General features: G+C 36.7%; 15 protein-coding genes and 5 tRNA genes. 19 read left to right on the top strand and 1 reads right to left on the bottom strand.

What is annotated here, in order from left to right:
- The first annotated feature begins 3 nt into the window (after nucleotides 1–3).
- From trkA to ACWTVK_RS02785, 9 genes are all read left to right on the top strand, one after another.
- Entirely contained in the window at nucleotides 4–1,344 is a 1,341-nt protein-coding gene (gene trkA / locus ACWTVK_RS02825; protein WP_303940513.1) for a Trk system potassium transporter TrkA, read from the top strand.
- Between the two features lie 12 nt (nucleotides 1,345–1,356).
- Nucleotides 1,357–2,844, top strand: coding sequence for a TrkH family potassium uptake protein (locus tag ACWTVK_RS02820; RefSeq protein WP_308521990.1), 1,488 nt, complete (start codon nucleotides 1,357–1,359; stop codon nucleotides 2,842–2,844).
- A 13-nt stretch (nucleotides 2,845–2,857) separates the two neighbouring features.
- Nucleotides 2,858–3,454 carry an MBL fold metallo-hydrolase gene (locus ACWTVK_RS02815; RefSeq protein ID WP_119208202.1) on the top strand — a complete coding sequence of 199 codons (597 nt, stop codon included), beginning with the start codon at nucleotides 2,858–2,860 and terminating at the stop codon, nucleotides 3,452–3,454.
- 50 nt (nucleotides 3,455–3,504) lie between these two features.
- Nucleotides 3,505–3,580: transfer RNA gene (locus tag ACWTVK_RS02810), tRNA-Asp, on the top strand.
- Nucleotides 3,581–3,585: 5 nt separating this feature from the next.
- A tRNA-Phe gene (locus ACWTVK_RS02805) sits at nucleotides 3,586–3,661 on the top strand.
- Between the two features lie 7 nt (nucleotides 3,662–3,668).
- A tRNA-Gly gene (locus tag ACWTVK_RS02800) sits at nucleotides 3,669–3,743 on the top strand.
- 9 nt (nucleotides 3,744–3,752) lie between these two features.
- Nucleotides 3,753–3,827: transfer RNA gene (locus ACWTVK_RS02795), tRNA-Cys, on the top strand.
- A gap of 14 nt (nucleotides 3,828–3,841) precedes the next feature.
- Nucleotides 3,842–3,930 (top strand) — tRNA-Leu (locus tag ACWTVK_RS02790).
- Nucleotides 3,931–4,063: 133 nt separating this feature from the next.
- Nucleotides 4,064–4,519 carry a DUF523 domain-containing protein gene (locus ACWTVK_RS02785; protein ID WP_105086000.1) on the top strand — a complete coding sequence of 152 codons (456 nt, stop codon included), beginning with the start codon at nucleotides 4,064–4,066 and terminating at the stop codon, nucleotides 4,517–4,519.
- 109 nt (nucleotides 4,520–4,628) lie between these two features.
- On the opposite strand, the gene ACWTVK_RS02780 is transcribed toward ACWTVK_RS02785, so the two are convergent.
- On the bottom strand, nucleotides 4,629–6,461 hold the full coding sequence (locus ACWTVK_RS02780; protein WP_156719556.1) for a phosphoethanolamine transferase: 1,833 nt from the start codon (nucleotides 6,459–6,461) through the stop codon (nucleotides 4,629–4,631).
- Between the two features lie 167 nt (nucleotides 6,462–6,628).
- Between ACWTVK_RS02780 and ACWTVK_RS02775 the strand changes: the two genes are divergently transcribed.
- The 10 genes from ACWTVK_RS02775 to ACWTVK_RS02730 all read left to right on the top strand — a co-directional run bounded on the left by ACWTVK_RS02775 (nucleotide 6,629) and on the right by ACWTVK_RS02730 (nucleotide 16,090).
- Nucleotides 6,629–7,354 (top strand): segregation and condensation protein A, encoded by a 726-nt coding sequence (locus tag ACWTVK_RS02775; RefSeq protein WP_456045867.1) that lies wholly within the window; start codon nucleotides 6,629–6,631, stop codon nucleotides 7,352–7,354.
- Between the two features lie 12 nt (nucleotides 7,355–7,366).
- The gene (gene scpB / locus ACWTVK_RS02770; RefSeq protein WP_105085544.1) at nucleotides 7,367–7,876 is read left to right on the top strand and encodes an SMC-Scp complex subunit ScpB; all 510 of its coding nucleotides are present in this window, start codon (nucleotides 7,367–7,369) and stop codon (nucleotides 7,874–7,876) included.
- A 1-nt stretch (nucleotide 7,877) separates the two neighbouring features.
- A complete protein-coding gene (locus tag ACWTVK_RS02765) occupies nucleotides 7,878–8,606 on the top strand; it encodes a pseudouridine synthase (protein ID WP_456045866.1) in 729 nt (242 codons plus the stop codon).
- On the top strand, nucleotides 8,603–9,850 hold the full coding sequence (locus ACWTVK_RS02760) for an NAD(P)/FAD-dependent oxidoreductase (protein ID WP_456045865.1): 1,248 nt from the start codon (nucleotides 8,603–8,605) through the stop codon (nucleotides 9,848–9,850). The genes ACWTVK_RS02765 and ACWTVK_RS02760 overlap by 4 nt, the downstream gene beginning before the upstream one ends.
- Before the next feature lie 8 nt (nucleotides 9,851–9,858).
- Nucleotides 9,859–10,533: a (d)CMP kinase gene (gene cmk, locus ACWTVK_RS02755; RefSeq protein WP_456045864.1), complete on the top strand. Its 675-nt coding sequence runs from the start codon at nucleotides 9,859–9,861 to the stop codon at nucleotides 10,531–10,533.
- A 1-nt stretch (nucleotide 10,534) separates the two neighbouring features.
- Nucleotides 10,535–11,155, top strand: coding sequence for a lysophospholipid acyltransferase family protein (locus ACWTVK_RS02750; RefSeq protein ID WP_105085548.1), 621 nt, complete (start codon nucleotides 10,535–10,537; stop codon nucleotides 11,153–11,155).
- Nucleotides 11,146–13,044, top strand: a complete 1,899-nt coding sequence (locus ACWTVK_RS02745; RefSeq protein ID WP_456045863.1) for a bifunctional 4-hydroxy-3-methylbut-2-enyl diphosphate reductase/30S ribosomal protein S1 — start codon at nucleotides 11,146–11,148, stop codon at nucleotides 13,042–13,044. The genes ACWTVK_RS02750 and ACWTVK_RS02745 overlap by 10 nt, the downstream gene beginning before the upstream one ends.
- Before the next feature lie 113 nt (nucleotides 13,045–13,157).
- The gene (gene der, locus ACWTVK_RS02740) at nucleotides 13,158–14,492 is read left to right on the top strand and encodes a ribosome biogenesis GTPase Der (RefSeq protein WP_060924659.1); all 1,335 of its coding nucleotides are present in this window, start codon (nucleotides 13,158–13,160) and stop codon (nucleotides 14,490–14,492) included.
- The gene (gene plsY / locus ACWTVK_RS02735; RefSeq protein ID WP_024066174.1) at nucleotides 14,492–15,088 is read left to right on the top strand and encodes a glycerol-3-phosphate 1-O-acyltransferase PlsY; all 597 of its coding nucleotides are present in this window, start codon (nucleotides 14,492–14,494) and stop codon (nucleotides 15,086–15,088) included. The genes der and plsY overlap by 1 nt, the downstream gene beginning before the upstream one ends.
- A 3-nt stretch (nucleotides 15,089–15,091) precedes the next feature.
- Nucleotides 15,092–16,090 (top strand): NAD(P)H-dependent glycerol-3-phosphate dehydrogenase, encoded by a 999-nt coding sequence (locus ACWTVK_RS02730; RefSeq protein ID WP_456045861.1) that lies wholly within the window; start codon nucleotides 15,092–15,094, stop codon nucleotides 16,088–16,090.
- Nucleotides 16,091–16,144: the final 54 nt, after the last annotated feature.

The following is a 16,144-nucleotide window of genomic DNA, read 5'->3' as shown; positions in this document are numbered from 1 at the left end:
GCGATGAAAATTGTCATTGTAGGTGCTGGTAAGGTTGGCTATTCCTTAGCACAACGCTTGATACAAGATAATCATGATGTATATATGATTGATCGTTCTCCAGAACGTATACAAAATCTTGAAAATACACTAGATGTTAGCCTTGTTCAAGGAAATGGCAGTGATATACAATTGCTCAACGAAATCGGTATGGATGATGTAGGAATGTTTATTGCTGTTACCGATTCTGATGAAGTAAATATGTTATCTTGTTCTGTAGCTAAAATTACAGGTGTTCCTACAACGATTGCTCGTGTGCGAGATAATACCGTAGCAGAACATATGGATGATGAGATGCGTGCTAAATTAGGGGTCGATTTATTTATCAATCCTGAAATGGTTACGGCTCAAGAGCTTTTACAAATTCTAGAGACTCCATCAGCTATTGATGTAGAAGAATTTGGCCAAGGTACTGTACGCCTTATGGAATTTAAGATTACAGATGATATTCCATTAATAGGTCAACCTTTAAAAGAAATTAAATTCCCTGAAGGTGTTTTACTAGTAGGGGTTTTACGTTATGGTGAAATGATTATTCCCCATGGTGAAAGTATTCTACAAGTTGATGACAGTGTATTCTTCTTAGGCTTAAAAGAGTCTGTTGAAGAAGTAGAAAATCTTTGGTTCCATAATCACAGTACATTTTATAAACGGGCTGTTATCATTGGGGCTGGTCTATTAGGTAGAAATCTAACAGTTCTTTTAGAACAAGCTGGATTCTCTGTTAAGGTTATTGAAAAAGATTTTAACCGCTGTGAAAAACTTGCTAATCTTGTAGATAAGTCTATGGTTATCAATGGAGATGCTACAGACTTTGACCTTTTAGAAGCAGAAGAAATTGCAGATAGTGATGTTATAATTGCTGTTACAGATGATGATAAGCTCAACTTGCTCGTTGCTCTTGTAGGCAAGCATATGGGCATACCAAAGACAGTTGTGCGCGTAGGTCGACCTGAATACATTATGCTTATGGAACAAGTGGGGATTGATGTGGTATTCTCGCCACGTTTATTTACAGCGAGTCAAATTTTACGTTTCGTGCGTAGTGGAGAAGGTGTTTTATCTATTTCGACCTTTGAAGGTGGAAAAGCGGAATCTATAGAGGTTGCCATTACAAGTGAATCACCTGTGGCTGGTAAACAATTAAAGGACATCCGTTTACCAGGGAAGGCGTTAGTTGGTGTAATTTTACGTGGAGATGAAGCTATCGTACCACGTGGTAATACTGAAATCTTAGATGGAGATCACATTGTTCTATTTGCGTTACCTGAATCTGTAAGTAAATTACTTAAATATCTTACCTAGTATGGAGGGACTATGCGCATTCAAATTGTCATGTCCTTAGTGGGGCGATTATTATATATCTTTGGGATTTTTACATTAATTCCTTTTATATATGGTATTGTATTTGAAACTGCATATTGGTCGTTTTTGGTTACTACTGGTATTTCATTTGGCTTAGGTGGACTTTTATCTTATTATGGTCATGAAACTCAAAGCTTTAGTCTTCGTGATGGGTTTTTAGTTGTATCATCTACATGGATATTAACAATTATCTTAGGTTCCTTACCATTTATTCTTAGTGGTATATTAACCAATGTATTTGATGCTCTATTTGAAGCTACATCAGGGATTACAGCAACTGGTGCTACAATTATTAATAGCGTAGATGATTTACCTAAGACATATGTTTTATGGCGTGGATTAATGCACTGGATTGGTGGGATGGGGATTATTGTCCTTATTTTATCGTTCTTAAAGAACTTAGGTGCAGATGCAGCTCATATGTTTAATGCAGAAGCATCGGTACCAAAACCTGGTGTTGTTATGCCTCGTATTCAATCAATGGCCAGTAAACTTTGGCGTTTATATGTTGCTTTTACCGCCATTTGTTTCGTTATGCTATGGGCTGGTGGTATAGAGCCTTTTGATGCATTAAATTATGCATTTTCCATTATTGCTACAGGTGGTTTTGCACCTACATCTGCAGGTACATTTATTTATGAACAAAGCAACTATATCTGTTTTGTATTTATATTTTTCATGATACTTGCTGGTGGTAATTTTGCAGTATATTATAATGCACTGCAAAGAGGCATTCGTGTTTTGATTGATGATTTTGAAACACGTATGTATTGGCTAGTTATTTTTATTGGAATTGCTATCATATCAATTTCGATGGCAGTACAATCAAATATTAATGATCCAATTCAAATCTTTAGAGATGTTTCCTTTAATTATGTATCGATTCAAACTGGTAGTGGATTTGCTGTAAGCGATTATGATTTATGGCCAGCCGCTGCACAGATGATGTTATTTATTTCATCATTTTTTGGTGGTTGTAGTGGTTCTACAACAGGGGGCGTAAAAATTATTCGCCTCATTATTCTAATTAAGAGCAGCATTATTTATTTAAGAAAATCAATTCATCCTGAGATGGTACAAGTCGTGCGCATTAATGGTAAACCGATGCCTACTAAATGGATACAGATGTCACAGCAATTTTTATTTTTATATTTAATGATTTACGTTATATCTGTTTTCCTTATGACTTGTTCTGGAATGTCTACTTATGATGCGATGCAAATTATAACAGCTTTTCTTAGTAATGTAGGCATTGGATTTGGTGGTTTTGGGCCTACAGATGCCTTTGGTAGTATGTCTGATAGTGCTAAATGCGTAGCAATGGCAGACATGTTATTAGGTCGTTTGGAATTATTTACAATTCTTGTTATGCTTCATCCTCAATTCTGGGAAGGGTATTTTATAAAAAAACAATCTGCTAAACGGTATCGTATCCTATAGGAGGGCGAATAATATGAATATTATAAAACGCCCTCTAGGGCTTTATAAAGCAAATTGTTATGTATTAATTAAAGATGGAAAATCTCTTATTATTGATCCCGGGTTTCATAGTAAGCATATAATTGAAATGGTAGGAGATTCTGAGCCTATAGCAGTATTATTAACACATGGTCATTGTGATCATGTGTCGGCTCTTGATGAGGTTTGTGAGTATTATAATATTCCCGCTTATTTACATCCTTTGGATCAAGAGTTATTACAACTAATCCGACGTAGACCTAGTGTATATAAAAAGAAAATGTACACGAATTGTAAAGATTTAGTGGCCGGTAAATTAGAAGTAGGGCCTTTTAAAATAATCGTACATCATACACCAGGCCATAGTGCTGGCTCAGTTTGTTTGGAGATTGGTGGACATCTATTTTCTGGAGATACTTTATTCAAACAAAATGTAGGAAATACCGACAACTATAAGAGTAATCCCCGTGATTTAATCATTAGTTTGAAGCATATATTAACGTTATCAAAGGATTTAATTGTCGAACCAGGACATAAAGAATCTACAACATTAAAAGATGAAGAAGAATTCATCAAAAATATTGTAGGATAGTGTTGACAAAAGTCCTGATAACCGATATACTAAGCAAGTACTTTGGATACGGCCCCGTGGTGTAGCGGTTAACATGTCGCCCTGTCACGGCGAAGATCGTCAGTTCAAATCTGATCGGGGTCGCCATTCATGCCTCGGTAGCTCAGTTGGTAGAGCAACGGACTGAAAATCCGTGTGTCGACAGTTCGATTCTGTCCTGAGGCACCATGTACATGCGGGAATAGCTCAGCGGTAGAGCACCGCCTTGCCAAGGCGGGGGTCGCGAGTTCGAATCTCGTTTCCCGCTCCAACTTTATATGGCGGCATAGCCAAGCGGTAAGGCAGAGGTCTGCAAAACCTTTATTCCCCAGTTCGATTCTGGGTGCCGCCTCCACAATCGTTACCCATGCCGGGGTGGCGGAACAGGCAGACGCAACGGACTTAAAATCCGTCGGTTGGAAACAACCGTACCGGTTCGATTCCGGTCCTCGGCACCAATTAAGACTAACTTCGGTTAGTCTTTTTTCTTATGTAAATCTAAATTTTAAATGTGTATAATTTAAAAATATGAGAGTGCGTTTGTTATTAGATGATCTATTTCAAATAGGATTCTCTATGTTTAATAATGTTATGAATAATAAAGCAAAATTATTAATTAGTGAATGTTTATGTGGCGTATCCTGTCGTTATGATGGGAAAGACAATCTTATAGAACAGTTACCACTGTTAAAGGATACTTTTGATTTAGTAACCGTATGTCCAGAAGTATTAGGTGGTCTTACCATACCTCGAGATCCTGCGGAACGACAAGGTAAACGTGTATGTACGGCTAATGGAACTGATGTAACCACAGAATTCCATAAAGGAGCTCAAATTGCATTGCATATAGCAATTCAACAGGGATGTAAGCAGGCACTAATGAAAGCAAAAAGCCCTAGTTGCGGTTATAAGCGCATTTATGATGGTACCTTTAGTAAAACCCTGCGAGAGGGGCACGGATGTACTGTAGAGGCCTTATTAATGAATAATATTGAGGTTTATACGGAAGAAGAAATAGACCTATTAATGGAACAAAAAAAGAGATGAGTTTTTAACTCATCTCTTTTTTTCGTGTTAGTGAAACCTAAACTACATTAAATCTAAACTACATTATACTAACATAATAAAATTTTTATATTATTAGAAATGTTAAAGTTTATTTTCCTGCGTTTACAGGATCATTAGTTAATGGTTGTTCCCCTAGTAAGGTAGTTAGGTTATGTAAATTGAATCGATATTTACCATTACTAAAGTCTCTTGTTACATCATACCGTTGATTAGGTGCGTGCATAAGACCAATCAATGTGTCATATAGTAAATCATTTGTAAAGTATTGATGTTCGTGTTTAGAGAGTTCTTCAGCTGTTTGAGGATACTCAGCACGATATTGAGGTGATAAATATATCCAGAATGGAATATGAGTCATAACAAAGTCAAATGTATCTGGATTATGAGATTTATCCAAGCTTTCACCATGGTCAGAGAAATACACCATGGCTTGCAAGTTCAATTTTTCCTTACCATAAGTATAAATCTGTTGTAATAACCAGTCTGTATATAATTGGCTATTAGCATATGCTTCTTGGCCATCAGGATATGGACCTTGTTTCCATTTACTAAATTCATGTGGATAACGGTCATTGTAGTAAATATGACTACCCATGATATGAATGACGATAAAGTTATTTTTACTTGGATCAACAGACTGTAATAATGGTAAGAGTGATTCATCATAGCGATCAGAGAAAGCATAGGATTCATGTGACCATTTAGTGGTATCCGCTGTTTTAGCCATTAATGAAATAGCTGTATCATATTCGCCAAATACACCTTGGTTACTAAACCAAGAAGTAGTATATCCTGCTTTTTTAGCAACATCTAAGATATTTGCAGAATCGAGGAATGGTTTATCGTCGTATTGATTACGTTCAGATAAAGCACGTTCAAGGGTAGGTACTGTTTGTACATACGATGAATATGCGTTATCAAAGAAGACAAAATCTTTATTATCTGCACGCATAGTACCTTGCCATGGCGTATCATCATAAGGGAAGTTTGGATTATATACCTTCATATAATCACGAGAACTAGATTCACCGATGACTAATATGATGGTCCCTGGTGTTTTATTAGCAGAGGTTTCCTTTGTATCCAAATTGAAGGAATCAAATACTAAATGATGGTTATCATTATATTGTTGCATTTGTTTTACATAGTCGCCAGCTGCAATCCAGTTTGCTACAATACATGTTTTCGGGAATAAGAAGAATGGTACGTATACTAAGAATGCTACTATGGATGCAATGAGCAATGTAGAGCGCATAGGTCGTGTAGTATTTAAGTTTACTACCGCTTTCATTCCTAGATTAGACCAGTAGAGTAGATAGGTCCATATTACAAGGCCAATACCAACAGCGATAAGACCAGGAATACCAGCAGCATTTTTTAAGAAACCAAATGCTTCTTCAGGATTTGTCATGTATACTGCTAGTAAACTAGCTGGCGTTAAACAATGCCATGTAGTTAGATAGTATCCTATTTGTAAGAATGGGATAAGGCTCAATATCATGGTAATAATTGCCATGATTAATGATGTAGTTTTATGGAGACGATTTGTTTGGTTCAGTAAAAATTGAATCCCCGATAAACCCATAAAGATTAATAAGCCAAATAAAAAGTCATTAGCAAATTCATAAAAATATAAAGGTTTTACATAGGACCAGTGGAACAGAAGTGGGAATGTAAGGGCCCAAAGAATACCGACTAAGCCATATCCCAAAAATGGTCTATGAAAAACGGTACATCCCATAAAATATTGAAATAAAAAAGTACCTACAATTGTTGGGACTGCTAAAATCGTTATATCTTCAACATCTAGACCTAGTGTAATAGGTTCATAGATGAAAAATAGAGCTATATATAAAGCAATACCAATGATACCAAAGCGAAAGATGGGGTTTCTCCCAATTTGCTTTAAACTAGATGACATAATAAATCCCCTCTTGAAGGAATACACAATAAATTTTTTTCTATAATATATAATAATTACTATAATAAAGATAGCAGATGACTGTAAAAAAAACAATTATTTGAAAGTACTACTATAAATGCTTTATAATTATATAGTTAAAGTATATTTTCTAAGGATTGGGGTTTATGGGAGATTATAATTACAAGTTAGATGTCTTTGAAGGTCCTTTGAACTTGCTTTTGCATCTTATTGAAAAACATAAAATAGAAATCACCGATATTCCTATCGTTGAAATTACGAGTCAATACTTGGAATATTTAGATAATTGGAATCACTTTGATATTCATTATAGTAGTGAGTTTCTTGTAATGGCTTCTACTTTGTTACAGATTAAATCGCGTATGCTATTACCTAAAGCTGAACCTGAGCCAGAGGATGCTGAAGATCCACGTGATGAATTGGTAGCTAAATTAGTAGAGTTTAAAAAAATCAAAGATTTTACAGCTTTACTGATGGAACGTACGGCTGTATCCGCCAATATATTTAGTAGACCTGAAGAAACAAGCGTACTTGGGTTAGATAATGTATATAATTTAGAACTTTCCCGATTATATGAGATTTTTTATCAGACTATAAAACGCGCTAAGGAATTACCTGAAGAGGAGCCTATTCGCGAGGTCAAGGTTGAAAAAGACAGTTATAGTCTAGAGGATATGATTTTGTCTTTATCTAGTCGTGTACGACGTGGTGAAAGTTTATATTTTAGAGAGTTATTAGTAGCAATTGAAACAAAAAGTGGTATGGTAACAATCTTTATGGCTGTTTTAGAATTGTTGAAGCAACAAGTTATGGAAATGCGCTATGAAGAGAATGATATTATATTCACTGCAGCCTTAGAAGGTACCGTATAGAAAGGGGGCTATATGAGCTTACCAACAATGCATTTAGAGGCCGTGTTGTTCTCAGCGGCAAAACCTATATCAATAGAAATGCTTGAAGAAGTATTTGAACTTTCAAAAGAGGAAGTACAAGATTATATTGATACATTACAACGGGAACTAGAAGAGCAAAATCGCGGCATCCGTTTGAGAGTATCTGGAGCAGGTATTGAGTTAGTTAGTGCCATGGAAAGTGCTGACTATGTAGGTCATATCCGTAAGAGAGAAGATAAATTATCTAATGCAGCGATGGAAACATTAGCTGTCATAGCCTATAAACAACCTATAACTAAAGCTGAAATTGAAGAAATCCGCGGTGTAAATAGTGATAAGATTATTAAACAATTACTCACTCGATCTCTTATTGCGGAACTAGGTCATAAAGATACTGTAGGAAGACCTATTCTTTACGGAACAACTGACGAGTTTTTAAGGAGTGCTGGCGTAGAATCTATTGAAGCTTTACATCAAGAAGTTTCAGAAACAGAAGGATAATATGGAACGATTACAAAAATTTATTGCTAGTTGTGGTGTAGCATCACGACGCAAGGCAGAAGAATTGATTACAGAAGGAAAAGTTCAGGTTAATGGTCGTAGAATCACTGAATTAGGTGTGAAAATTGATCCTCAAAAGGATAAAGTTAAGGTTAATGGTCAATTATTAGCCCAAGAGAAACCAGTTTATTACTTGTTAAATAAACCAAAAGGGGTTATTACATCTGTGTCTGACCCTCAAGGTCGTGAAACTGTTTTAGATTATATTAAAAATGAATCAAAACGAATCTATCCAATAGGTCGCCTTGACTTATATACAGAAGGGTTATTGTTGTTGACAAATGATGGTGAGTTGGCGCAAAACTTAACTCATCCGTCTAAGGGCGTAGAAAAAACATATGAAGTGCGTATTAAGGGCCGTGTTCGTGATGAAGATTTACAGGTTATTGCCAATGGTGTTGAACTGGAAGATGGTATAACAGCTCCTGCAACAATTGTAGATCTCGGTTTTGATGATCATAATGGTGTTCATGAAGTAGAAATTACAATCCATGAAGGTCGTAATCGACAAGTTCGTCGTATGTTTGAACGCTTTGGGTACCGTATTCATAACTTAAAACGAATTGCCTATGCTGGGCTTACCTTAGGTGGTGTTAAACGTGGTGGTTCTCGTCAGCTTACAATTCGTGAAGTAAAAGCCCTAAAAGCGTTAGGAGCAGGTAAGGAATGAAACAAATTGTAGTCATTGGCGGTGGTGCAGCAGGTCTTATGGCAGCTGTTATAGCTGGTCGTGAAGGGGCACGTGTCATCTTACTAGAAAAAATGAATATGGTTGGTAAGAAGATGGGCATTACAGGTAAAGGCCGCTGTAATATTACAAATAGTGCAGATATGACCGAGTTCATTAAAAATACGCCTGGTAATGGTAAGTTCCTATATGGCGCTTATGAACGCTTTAGTAATGAAGACTTGCTTGAATTATTACATAGTTGGGGCTTAAAAACTAAGGTTGAACGAGGGGGACGTATATTCCCAGAATCTGATTCTGCTTTAGAAGTACGCAATATATTCATGAAAATCCTTAAAAGGTATAAAGTACAAGTTCATTTAAATGAACCTGTTACATCTATTACTGTTAAGGATGGTCATGTTGTAGGAGTTGCAACAGATAAGGAACAATATGCTTGTGATGCTGCTATCATCTGTACAGGTGGTGCTTCTTATCCGTTAACTGGTTCTACTGGTGATGGATATGCTTTAGCTAAAAAAGTTGGTCATACCATTACAGATATAAGACCATCATTGGTACCAATTGTAACAGGAGAATCTTGGGTGAAAGATATTATGGGGCTTAGTCTTCGTAATGTTGAGGTATCCGTTATTTCTAAAAATAAGGTACAAGCAAAACAATTTGGGGAAATGATGTTCACTCATTTCGGCCTTACGGGTCCTACGATTTTGTCTTTAAGTCATACAGTAGGTAAATTGTTGCGTAAGAAAAATCCACAAATCACTATTGAAATAAATCTGAAGCCTGCATTAACTGCAGAAGTTTTAGACAAACGCTTACAGAAGGACTTTGATTTATATTCAAAAAAACAATTAGCTAATGGTATGAAGGATTTGTTGCCGGTAAATCTCATTCCTATTGTTATTAAGCTTGCTGAATTAGATCCAAGCAAACCAATTAATCAAATTACAAAAGAAGAACGTATGCGTTTATGTCATGTACTACAACATATGACATTAACTGTAAAGGAGTTACGCCCTGTAGCAGAAGCAATTGTTACAGCCGGTGGTATTTCGTTAAAAGAGTTTAGTCCCAAAACCATGGAATCTAAATTGGTGAAAGGTTTATATGGTGCTGGTGAGGTTCTGGATATTGATGCCTTTACGGGCGGCTATAATTTACAAGCTGCGTTTTCTACTGGTTATGTGGCGGCTATGCATGCTGTACATGGTGATGAAGAATAGAGGTTATTATGAATACAAAAAAAATTGCCATTGCTATTGATGGTCCTGCAGGGGCTGGTAAAAGTAGTATTTCAAAAGTAGTGGCCAATGAATTGGGGTATTTATATATCGATACAGGCGCTATGTATCGAGGTGTAACATGGGCAGTTCTCGATAGCCATGTTGATGTGAAAAATCAAAAAGATGTAGAATCATTGCTCCCTTCATTAGATTTAACATTAGAGCCTACTGCAAATGCTTGTAAAGTATTTGTAAAAGGTCAAGACGTGACAGATCTAATTCGACAACAACAAATCAATGAGAATGTATCAACTATTGCCTCTTATAAAGGTGTTCGTGAATACTTAGTTGAACGCCAACAAGCTATGGCTGCTGTTGGTGGTGTTATTTTAGATGGTCGCGATATAGGTTCTGTTGTACTACCAAAGGCTGAGTTGAAGATATATTTAACAGCGTCTGTAGATGCACGAGCAAAACGTAGATGGCTTGAAGTTCAAGGTACTTCTAATGAACAATCATTAGAAGACATCAAAAATAATGTTGAAAGTCGCGATGAAATGGATAAAAATCGCGATGAATCTCCACTGGTGTGCGTTGAGGATGCTATTGTTGTGGATTCTAGTAACATGACGTTTGATGAAACAGTGAAACATATATTACATCTAGTACAGGAGCGAATCTAAGATGAATAAATTTTCTACATGGCTTTGGCGTACTGCCTTTTGGTTGCGCTATAAAGTCGGCTATGGACTAAAGGTATATGGGCGTGATAATTTTCCTATGGAAGGTCCCGTTATTGTTGTACCAAATCATTTGAGTAACAATGATCCACCTATCTGCGGCTATGCATTACCTAGACATGTACATTTCATGGCGAAACAGGAATTATTTGTGAATCCCATTTCTCGATTTTTCTGTACATGGCTTGGTGCGTTTCCACTAAATCGCGGTGCTATCGACAAGGTAGCTATACGTCATGCCTTAGGATTATTGAAAGATAATAAGGTACTGGGGATATTTGCTGAAGGAAACCGCCAAAAGAGCGGTAAGCTTGGAAGATTTCATGATGGCGCAGCATCAATTGCATTGCGTACAGGCATTGGTATAACACCAGTTGCTATTATTGGATCTCATAATATGAAGAAAAATCAAGTAGCTTGTATTATTGGTAAACAAGTTCCTGTTAATAAAGCTAAACCAACACCTGAAGCAATCAAAGAGGTTAATGATCGTGTTAAAGGTGAAATTCAACGCATGATAGATTCGTATCATGAAAATCGTATAGAGGAGACTTTATGGAAATAATTTTGGCTGAAAACCATGGCTTTTGTTATGGTGTTAAGCGAGCTGTTGAAATGGCTAATGAAGCTGCCGATGGTAAGGGTAAAAGTTATACATTAGGTCCTATCATTCATAATCCTCAAGTTGTAGGTCGCCTTGAAAGTAAAGGTGTAAGTCCTATTCAAGAGGTAGCAGATATTGACGAAGGGACAATGATTATTCGGTCTCATGGTGTAGGCCCTGCTATTTATGCAGAAGCTGAAGAAAAGGGATTACATATTTTAGATGCTACATGTCCTCATGTAAAAAAAGCGCAACAAGATGCTAAGTCTGTCATAGAAGATGGAATGACTTTGTTGATTTTGGGCGAAAAAAACCATCCTGAGGTAAAAAGTATCAATTTATGGGCAAATAACAAAGGAATAATCATCGAAGATGAAGAATCCGCGCAAAAACTACAAATTGTGGAAAAAATGGGTGTAGTTGTACAAACAACCTTTTCACAATTCAAATTTAACAGTATAATAGAGATATTAGAGAAAAAATCTAAGAATCTTAAGGTTTTCAAAACGATATGCAATGCAACGCAAGAACGACAGAACTCTGCCGTTGACTTAGCACGTAATGTAGATCTTATGATAGTGATAGGCGGTAAGAATAGCGGCAACACAAACCGATTGGCAGAGGTTTGTCGTGACGTTGGATGTACAACTTATCACATTGAAACTTCTACTGAATTACAACTGGAATGGTTTAACCGAGTACAGACGGTAGGAGTTACAGCAGGAGCATCGACTCCCGACTGGATTATTAAGGAGGTCATTGAGACAATGAAAGATTTTGCAGAATTATTAGCAGCAGAAGGTCAAGAAGAATTTAAGAAAGGGAACGTTGTAGAAGGTACAGTAGTTCAAGTTGAAGATGAACGCGCTTATGTATCTTTTGGCTACAAAACTGAAGCCATTTTGAACAGAACTGAAATTTCTTATCCAGCACCAGAATCTGCCAAAGATGTGTTGAAAAATGGTGATGAAATTAAAGCAGTTATCATGAACCACATCAAAGAAGATAATCCTATTTATCTTTCCATGACTCGCTTGGCTAAAGATGAAGATTGGCAATATGTTATCGAAGCACAAGAAAAAGATGAAGCTATCGTATGTAAAGGTATTGATGCTATCCCAGCAGGTTTGGTAGTAACAGTTAAATCCCTTCGTGGTTTCATTCCATTGTCCCAAGGTGATGTTCATTTCGTAAAATCCTTGGACAACTTGGTTGGTACAGAATTCGAAGCTAAAGTACTTGAAATCGACGAAAAGAAAAACCGTTTGGTTCTTTCCCGTCGTGCAGTATTGGAAGTAGAACGTCAAGCTAAATTAGCTGAAGCATTGAAAAACATCAACGTTGGCGACAACTATAAAGGTATTGTTCGTAAAATCATGCCTTATGGTGCTTTCGTAGATATCGGTGGTATTGAAGGTTTACTTCACATTTCCGACATTTCTTGGCAAAAAATCAAAAAAGTGGAAGATGTTCTTTCCGTTGGTCAAGAAATCGAAGTTAAATTACAATCCTTCGACGCTGAAAGCAACAAATTATCCTTGTCCTTAAAAGCTTTGACTAAGAGCCCATGGGACGTAGCTGAAGAAACATTGCATGTTGGCGATGTTATTAACGGCAAAGTTGTTCGTTTGGTAGCTTACGGTGCATTCGTAGCTGTTAACGACGACATTCAAGGTTTACTTCACATTTCTCAAATTACAAAACAACGTAATGCGAAAGTTGAAGACTACTTAAACCGCGGTCAAGAAGTAGAAGTTAAAATCATTTCTCTTAACAAAGACGAAAAGAAATTGGGTTTGGCTTTAACTGAATTGATGGAAGCAAAAGAAACTGCAGAAGACGCTGAATAATTCATTGTCTAATATAAGGCTAACCAAGGTTTCCTTGGTTAGCCTTTTTGCGTACTTTACGTAGAATATGATAAAATATAGTAATGTATTAGATTAGATAATGAGGTGAAACCATGGCAAAACCATTAGTGGCTGTTGTAGGTCGTCCAAATGTAGGGAAATCTACACTTTTTAATGCCATTGTTAATAAACGAATCTCTATTGTTGAAGATATTCCTGGTGTAACACGGGATCGTATTTACTTTGACGCAGAGTGGTTAAATCGTGAATTTACAATGATAGATACAGGTGGTATCGAATTCATAACAGATAATAGTCATGTTATTCCTAAGATGATGCGTTTACAAGCTGAATTAGCAATTGAAGAAGCGGATGTAATATTATTTGTTGTTGATGGTAAACAAGGGATTGTTCCTGCCGATGAAGAAGTTGCAAATATATTACGTGCTAGCGGCAAACCTGTAGTTTTAGTTGTTAATAAAATTGACAGTGTTAATCAAGAACCTAATATTTATGAATTCTATAATCTTGGCTTAGGTGATCCAATTGGTATTTCCGCTAAGAATTTAATGAATTTAGGTGACTTACTAGACGATACGGTTAAACATTTCCCTCCAGTTGGTACAAATGTTGATGATGAAGATACTATTCATGTAGCGGTTATTGGCCGTCCTAATGTAGGTAAATCTTCTTTGACTAATGCCTTATTAGGACAAGACCGTGTAATCGTATCTGATGTAGCAGGGACAACACGTGATTCCATCGATACATATTGGACTCATGGAGATCAAAAATTTGTCCTTATCGATACTGCAGGCATGCGACGTAAATCTAAAATCGAAGAAGCTGTTGAACGATATAGTATTGTGCGTTCTTTACGCTCTGTAGATCGTTCAGATATTGTTGTTCTTGTGCTTGATGCTCAAGATGGTGTTACAGAACAAGATAAGAAAATTGCTGGTTATGCCTATGAAGCAGGCAAGGGTGTAATTATTGTTGTAAACAAATGGGATCTTGTTGAAAAAGATGATAAAACAACACTGCGCTTTACTGAAGATATTTATGATGAATTAGGGTTCTTACAGTTTGCGCCGATTCTATTTGCATCTGCATTGACTAAGCAACGTATCCATCGCTTAGCTGATATGTTGAAATTTGTTTCTGAACAACAGTATCGCCGTGTATCTACAGGTACATTAAATCAATTGTTGCAAGATGCTCAAACAGTAAATCCTGTACCATCTCGTAATGGCAGAATTCCAAAGATTTACTATATGACACAAGCAAGTGTTAAACCACCTACTTTTATTTTGTTTGTCAATGAACCAGAGTTAATTCACTTCTCGTATATGCGTTTCTTGGAAAATAGATTACGTGAGTCCTTTGGCTTTGAAGGAACACCAATTCGTTTAGTGTTGCGTGGTAAGAAACGGGATGATGAAGACTAATGGATATTATGGTTATCGTATATGCTATATTGGCATATCTTATTGGTTCAATTCCTAGTGGTTTAATTATCGGTAAAACCTTCTTTAATACAGATGTCCGCCAATATGGTTCTAAAAATATAGGTGCCACTAACACATATCGCGTTATAGGTCTCAAAGCTGCATTACCTGTATTTCTCTGTGATGCCTTAAAAGGCGCGGCTGGGGTAGTATTATTATCCTCTTATGGACCTATGTATATGATCTTAGGTGGTATCCTTGCTATGATGGGCCATAACTGGTCTATATTCTTAGGCTTTAAAGGTGGTCGTGGCGTAGCTACAGGACTAGGTGTATTAATTGCTTTGTCACCATTAGTTGCTTTGATTGCCTTCTTGGTATGGGGCGTTATTGTCTATTTCACTAAGCTCGTATCACTAGGATCAATTATAGCTGCCGCTTTGGTGCCAATCTTAATGTATTTTACAGGCGAATCGTATTGGTTCGTTGGCTTTGGCGCTTTGGCTGCTTTGTTTGTCATTGTTCGCCATTGGGATAATATCAAACGTTTACTTGCAGGTAATGAGTTAAAAGTAGAACGTATCAAAAAGGATTAATATATGAATGTTGTTGTTGTCGGCTCTGGTAGCTGGGGTACTGCTCTTGCTATTAAATCCGTATTAGCTGGAAATACCACAACTTTATATTGTCGTCGCCCAGAATTTGCAGATCAATTAGCTAAAGATCAAGAGAATAAAGAGTATTTACCTGGCGTAACATTGCCAAATGAATTAGTATATAGTTCAGATCTTGCTACCTGTATTAAAGGGGCTGATATCATTCTCATGGTTACGCCATCTGTACATGTACGTACTAGTTTAGAGTCTATTAAACCATATGCTCATAAAGAACAATCGTATATACTTTGTTCAAAAGGTGTAGAGCGTACTACTGGAAAATTGCTGACTACAGTTATGAGAGAGGTTCTAGGAACAGTTGGATGTAATCTCGCTGTTTTATCTGGTCCAAATCATGCGGAGGAAATCGGACGAGATTTACCGGCTGCATCTGTTTTAAGTACAGAAGATCTTGATGTGGCTACGATGCTACAGAAAGCATTATGTAGTCAAAACTTTAGAATTTACGCAAACACTGATATTACTGGTGTTGAGTTAGCAGGGGCTACAAAGAATATTATTGCTCTCGCTGCTGGTATTGTAGACGGTCTAAAGTTAGGGGATAACTGTAAAGCATTGCTCTTAACACGTGGGTTGCATGAGATGACCCGCTTTGGTGTAGCCTTAGGGGCACAAAAAGAGACCTATGCCGGCCTAGCTGGAATGGGTGATTTAATTGCTACATGTATGAGTCCCCATGGTCGCAATCGAGCAGCTGGCCAACAATTAGCAGATGGAAAGACGATGGATTACATCATTAATCATACGAATATGGTTGTAGAAGGCTTCTTTGCTACTGACATTATTTATAAAATGGCTTGTGAGCATCAAATTGAAATGCCTATAACTAAGGCATTGTATGAAGTTTTATATGAAGAAAAATCTCCTGCTTTAGCTCTAGCTGAATTGATGGGACGAGATATTAAAATTGAAGTATCATAAATAAAAGATACTTTTAATTTACTGCTTTATATAATATAATTATTGAGTATAATC

It is taken from the genome of Veillonella sp. Ser01, from assembly GCF_053850375.1.
The sequence above is the reverse complement of the archived record's forward strand: the minus strand, read 5'-3'. Positions and strand labels throughout refer to the sequence as shown.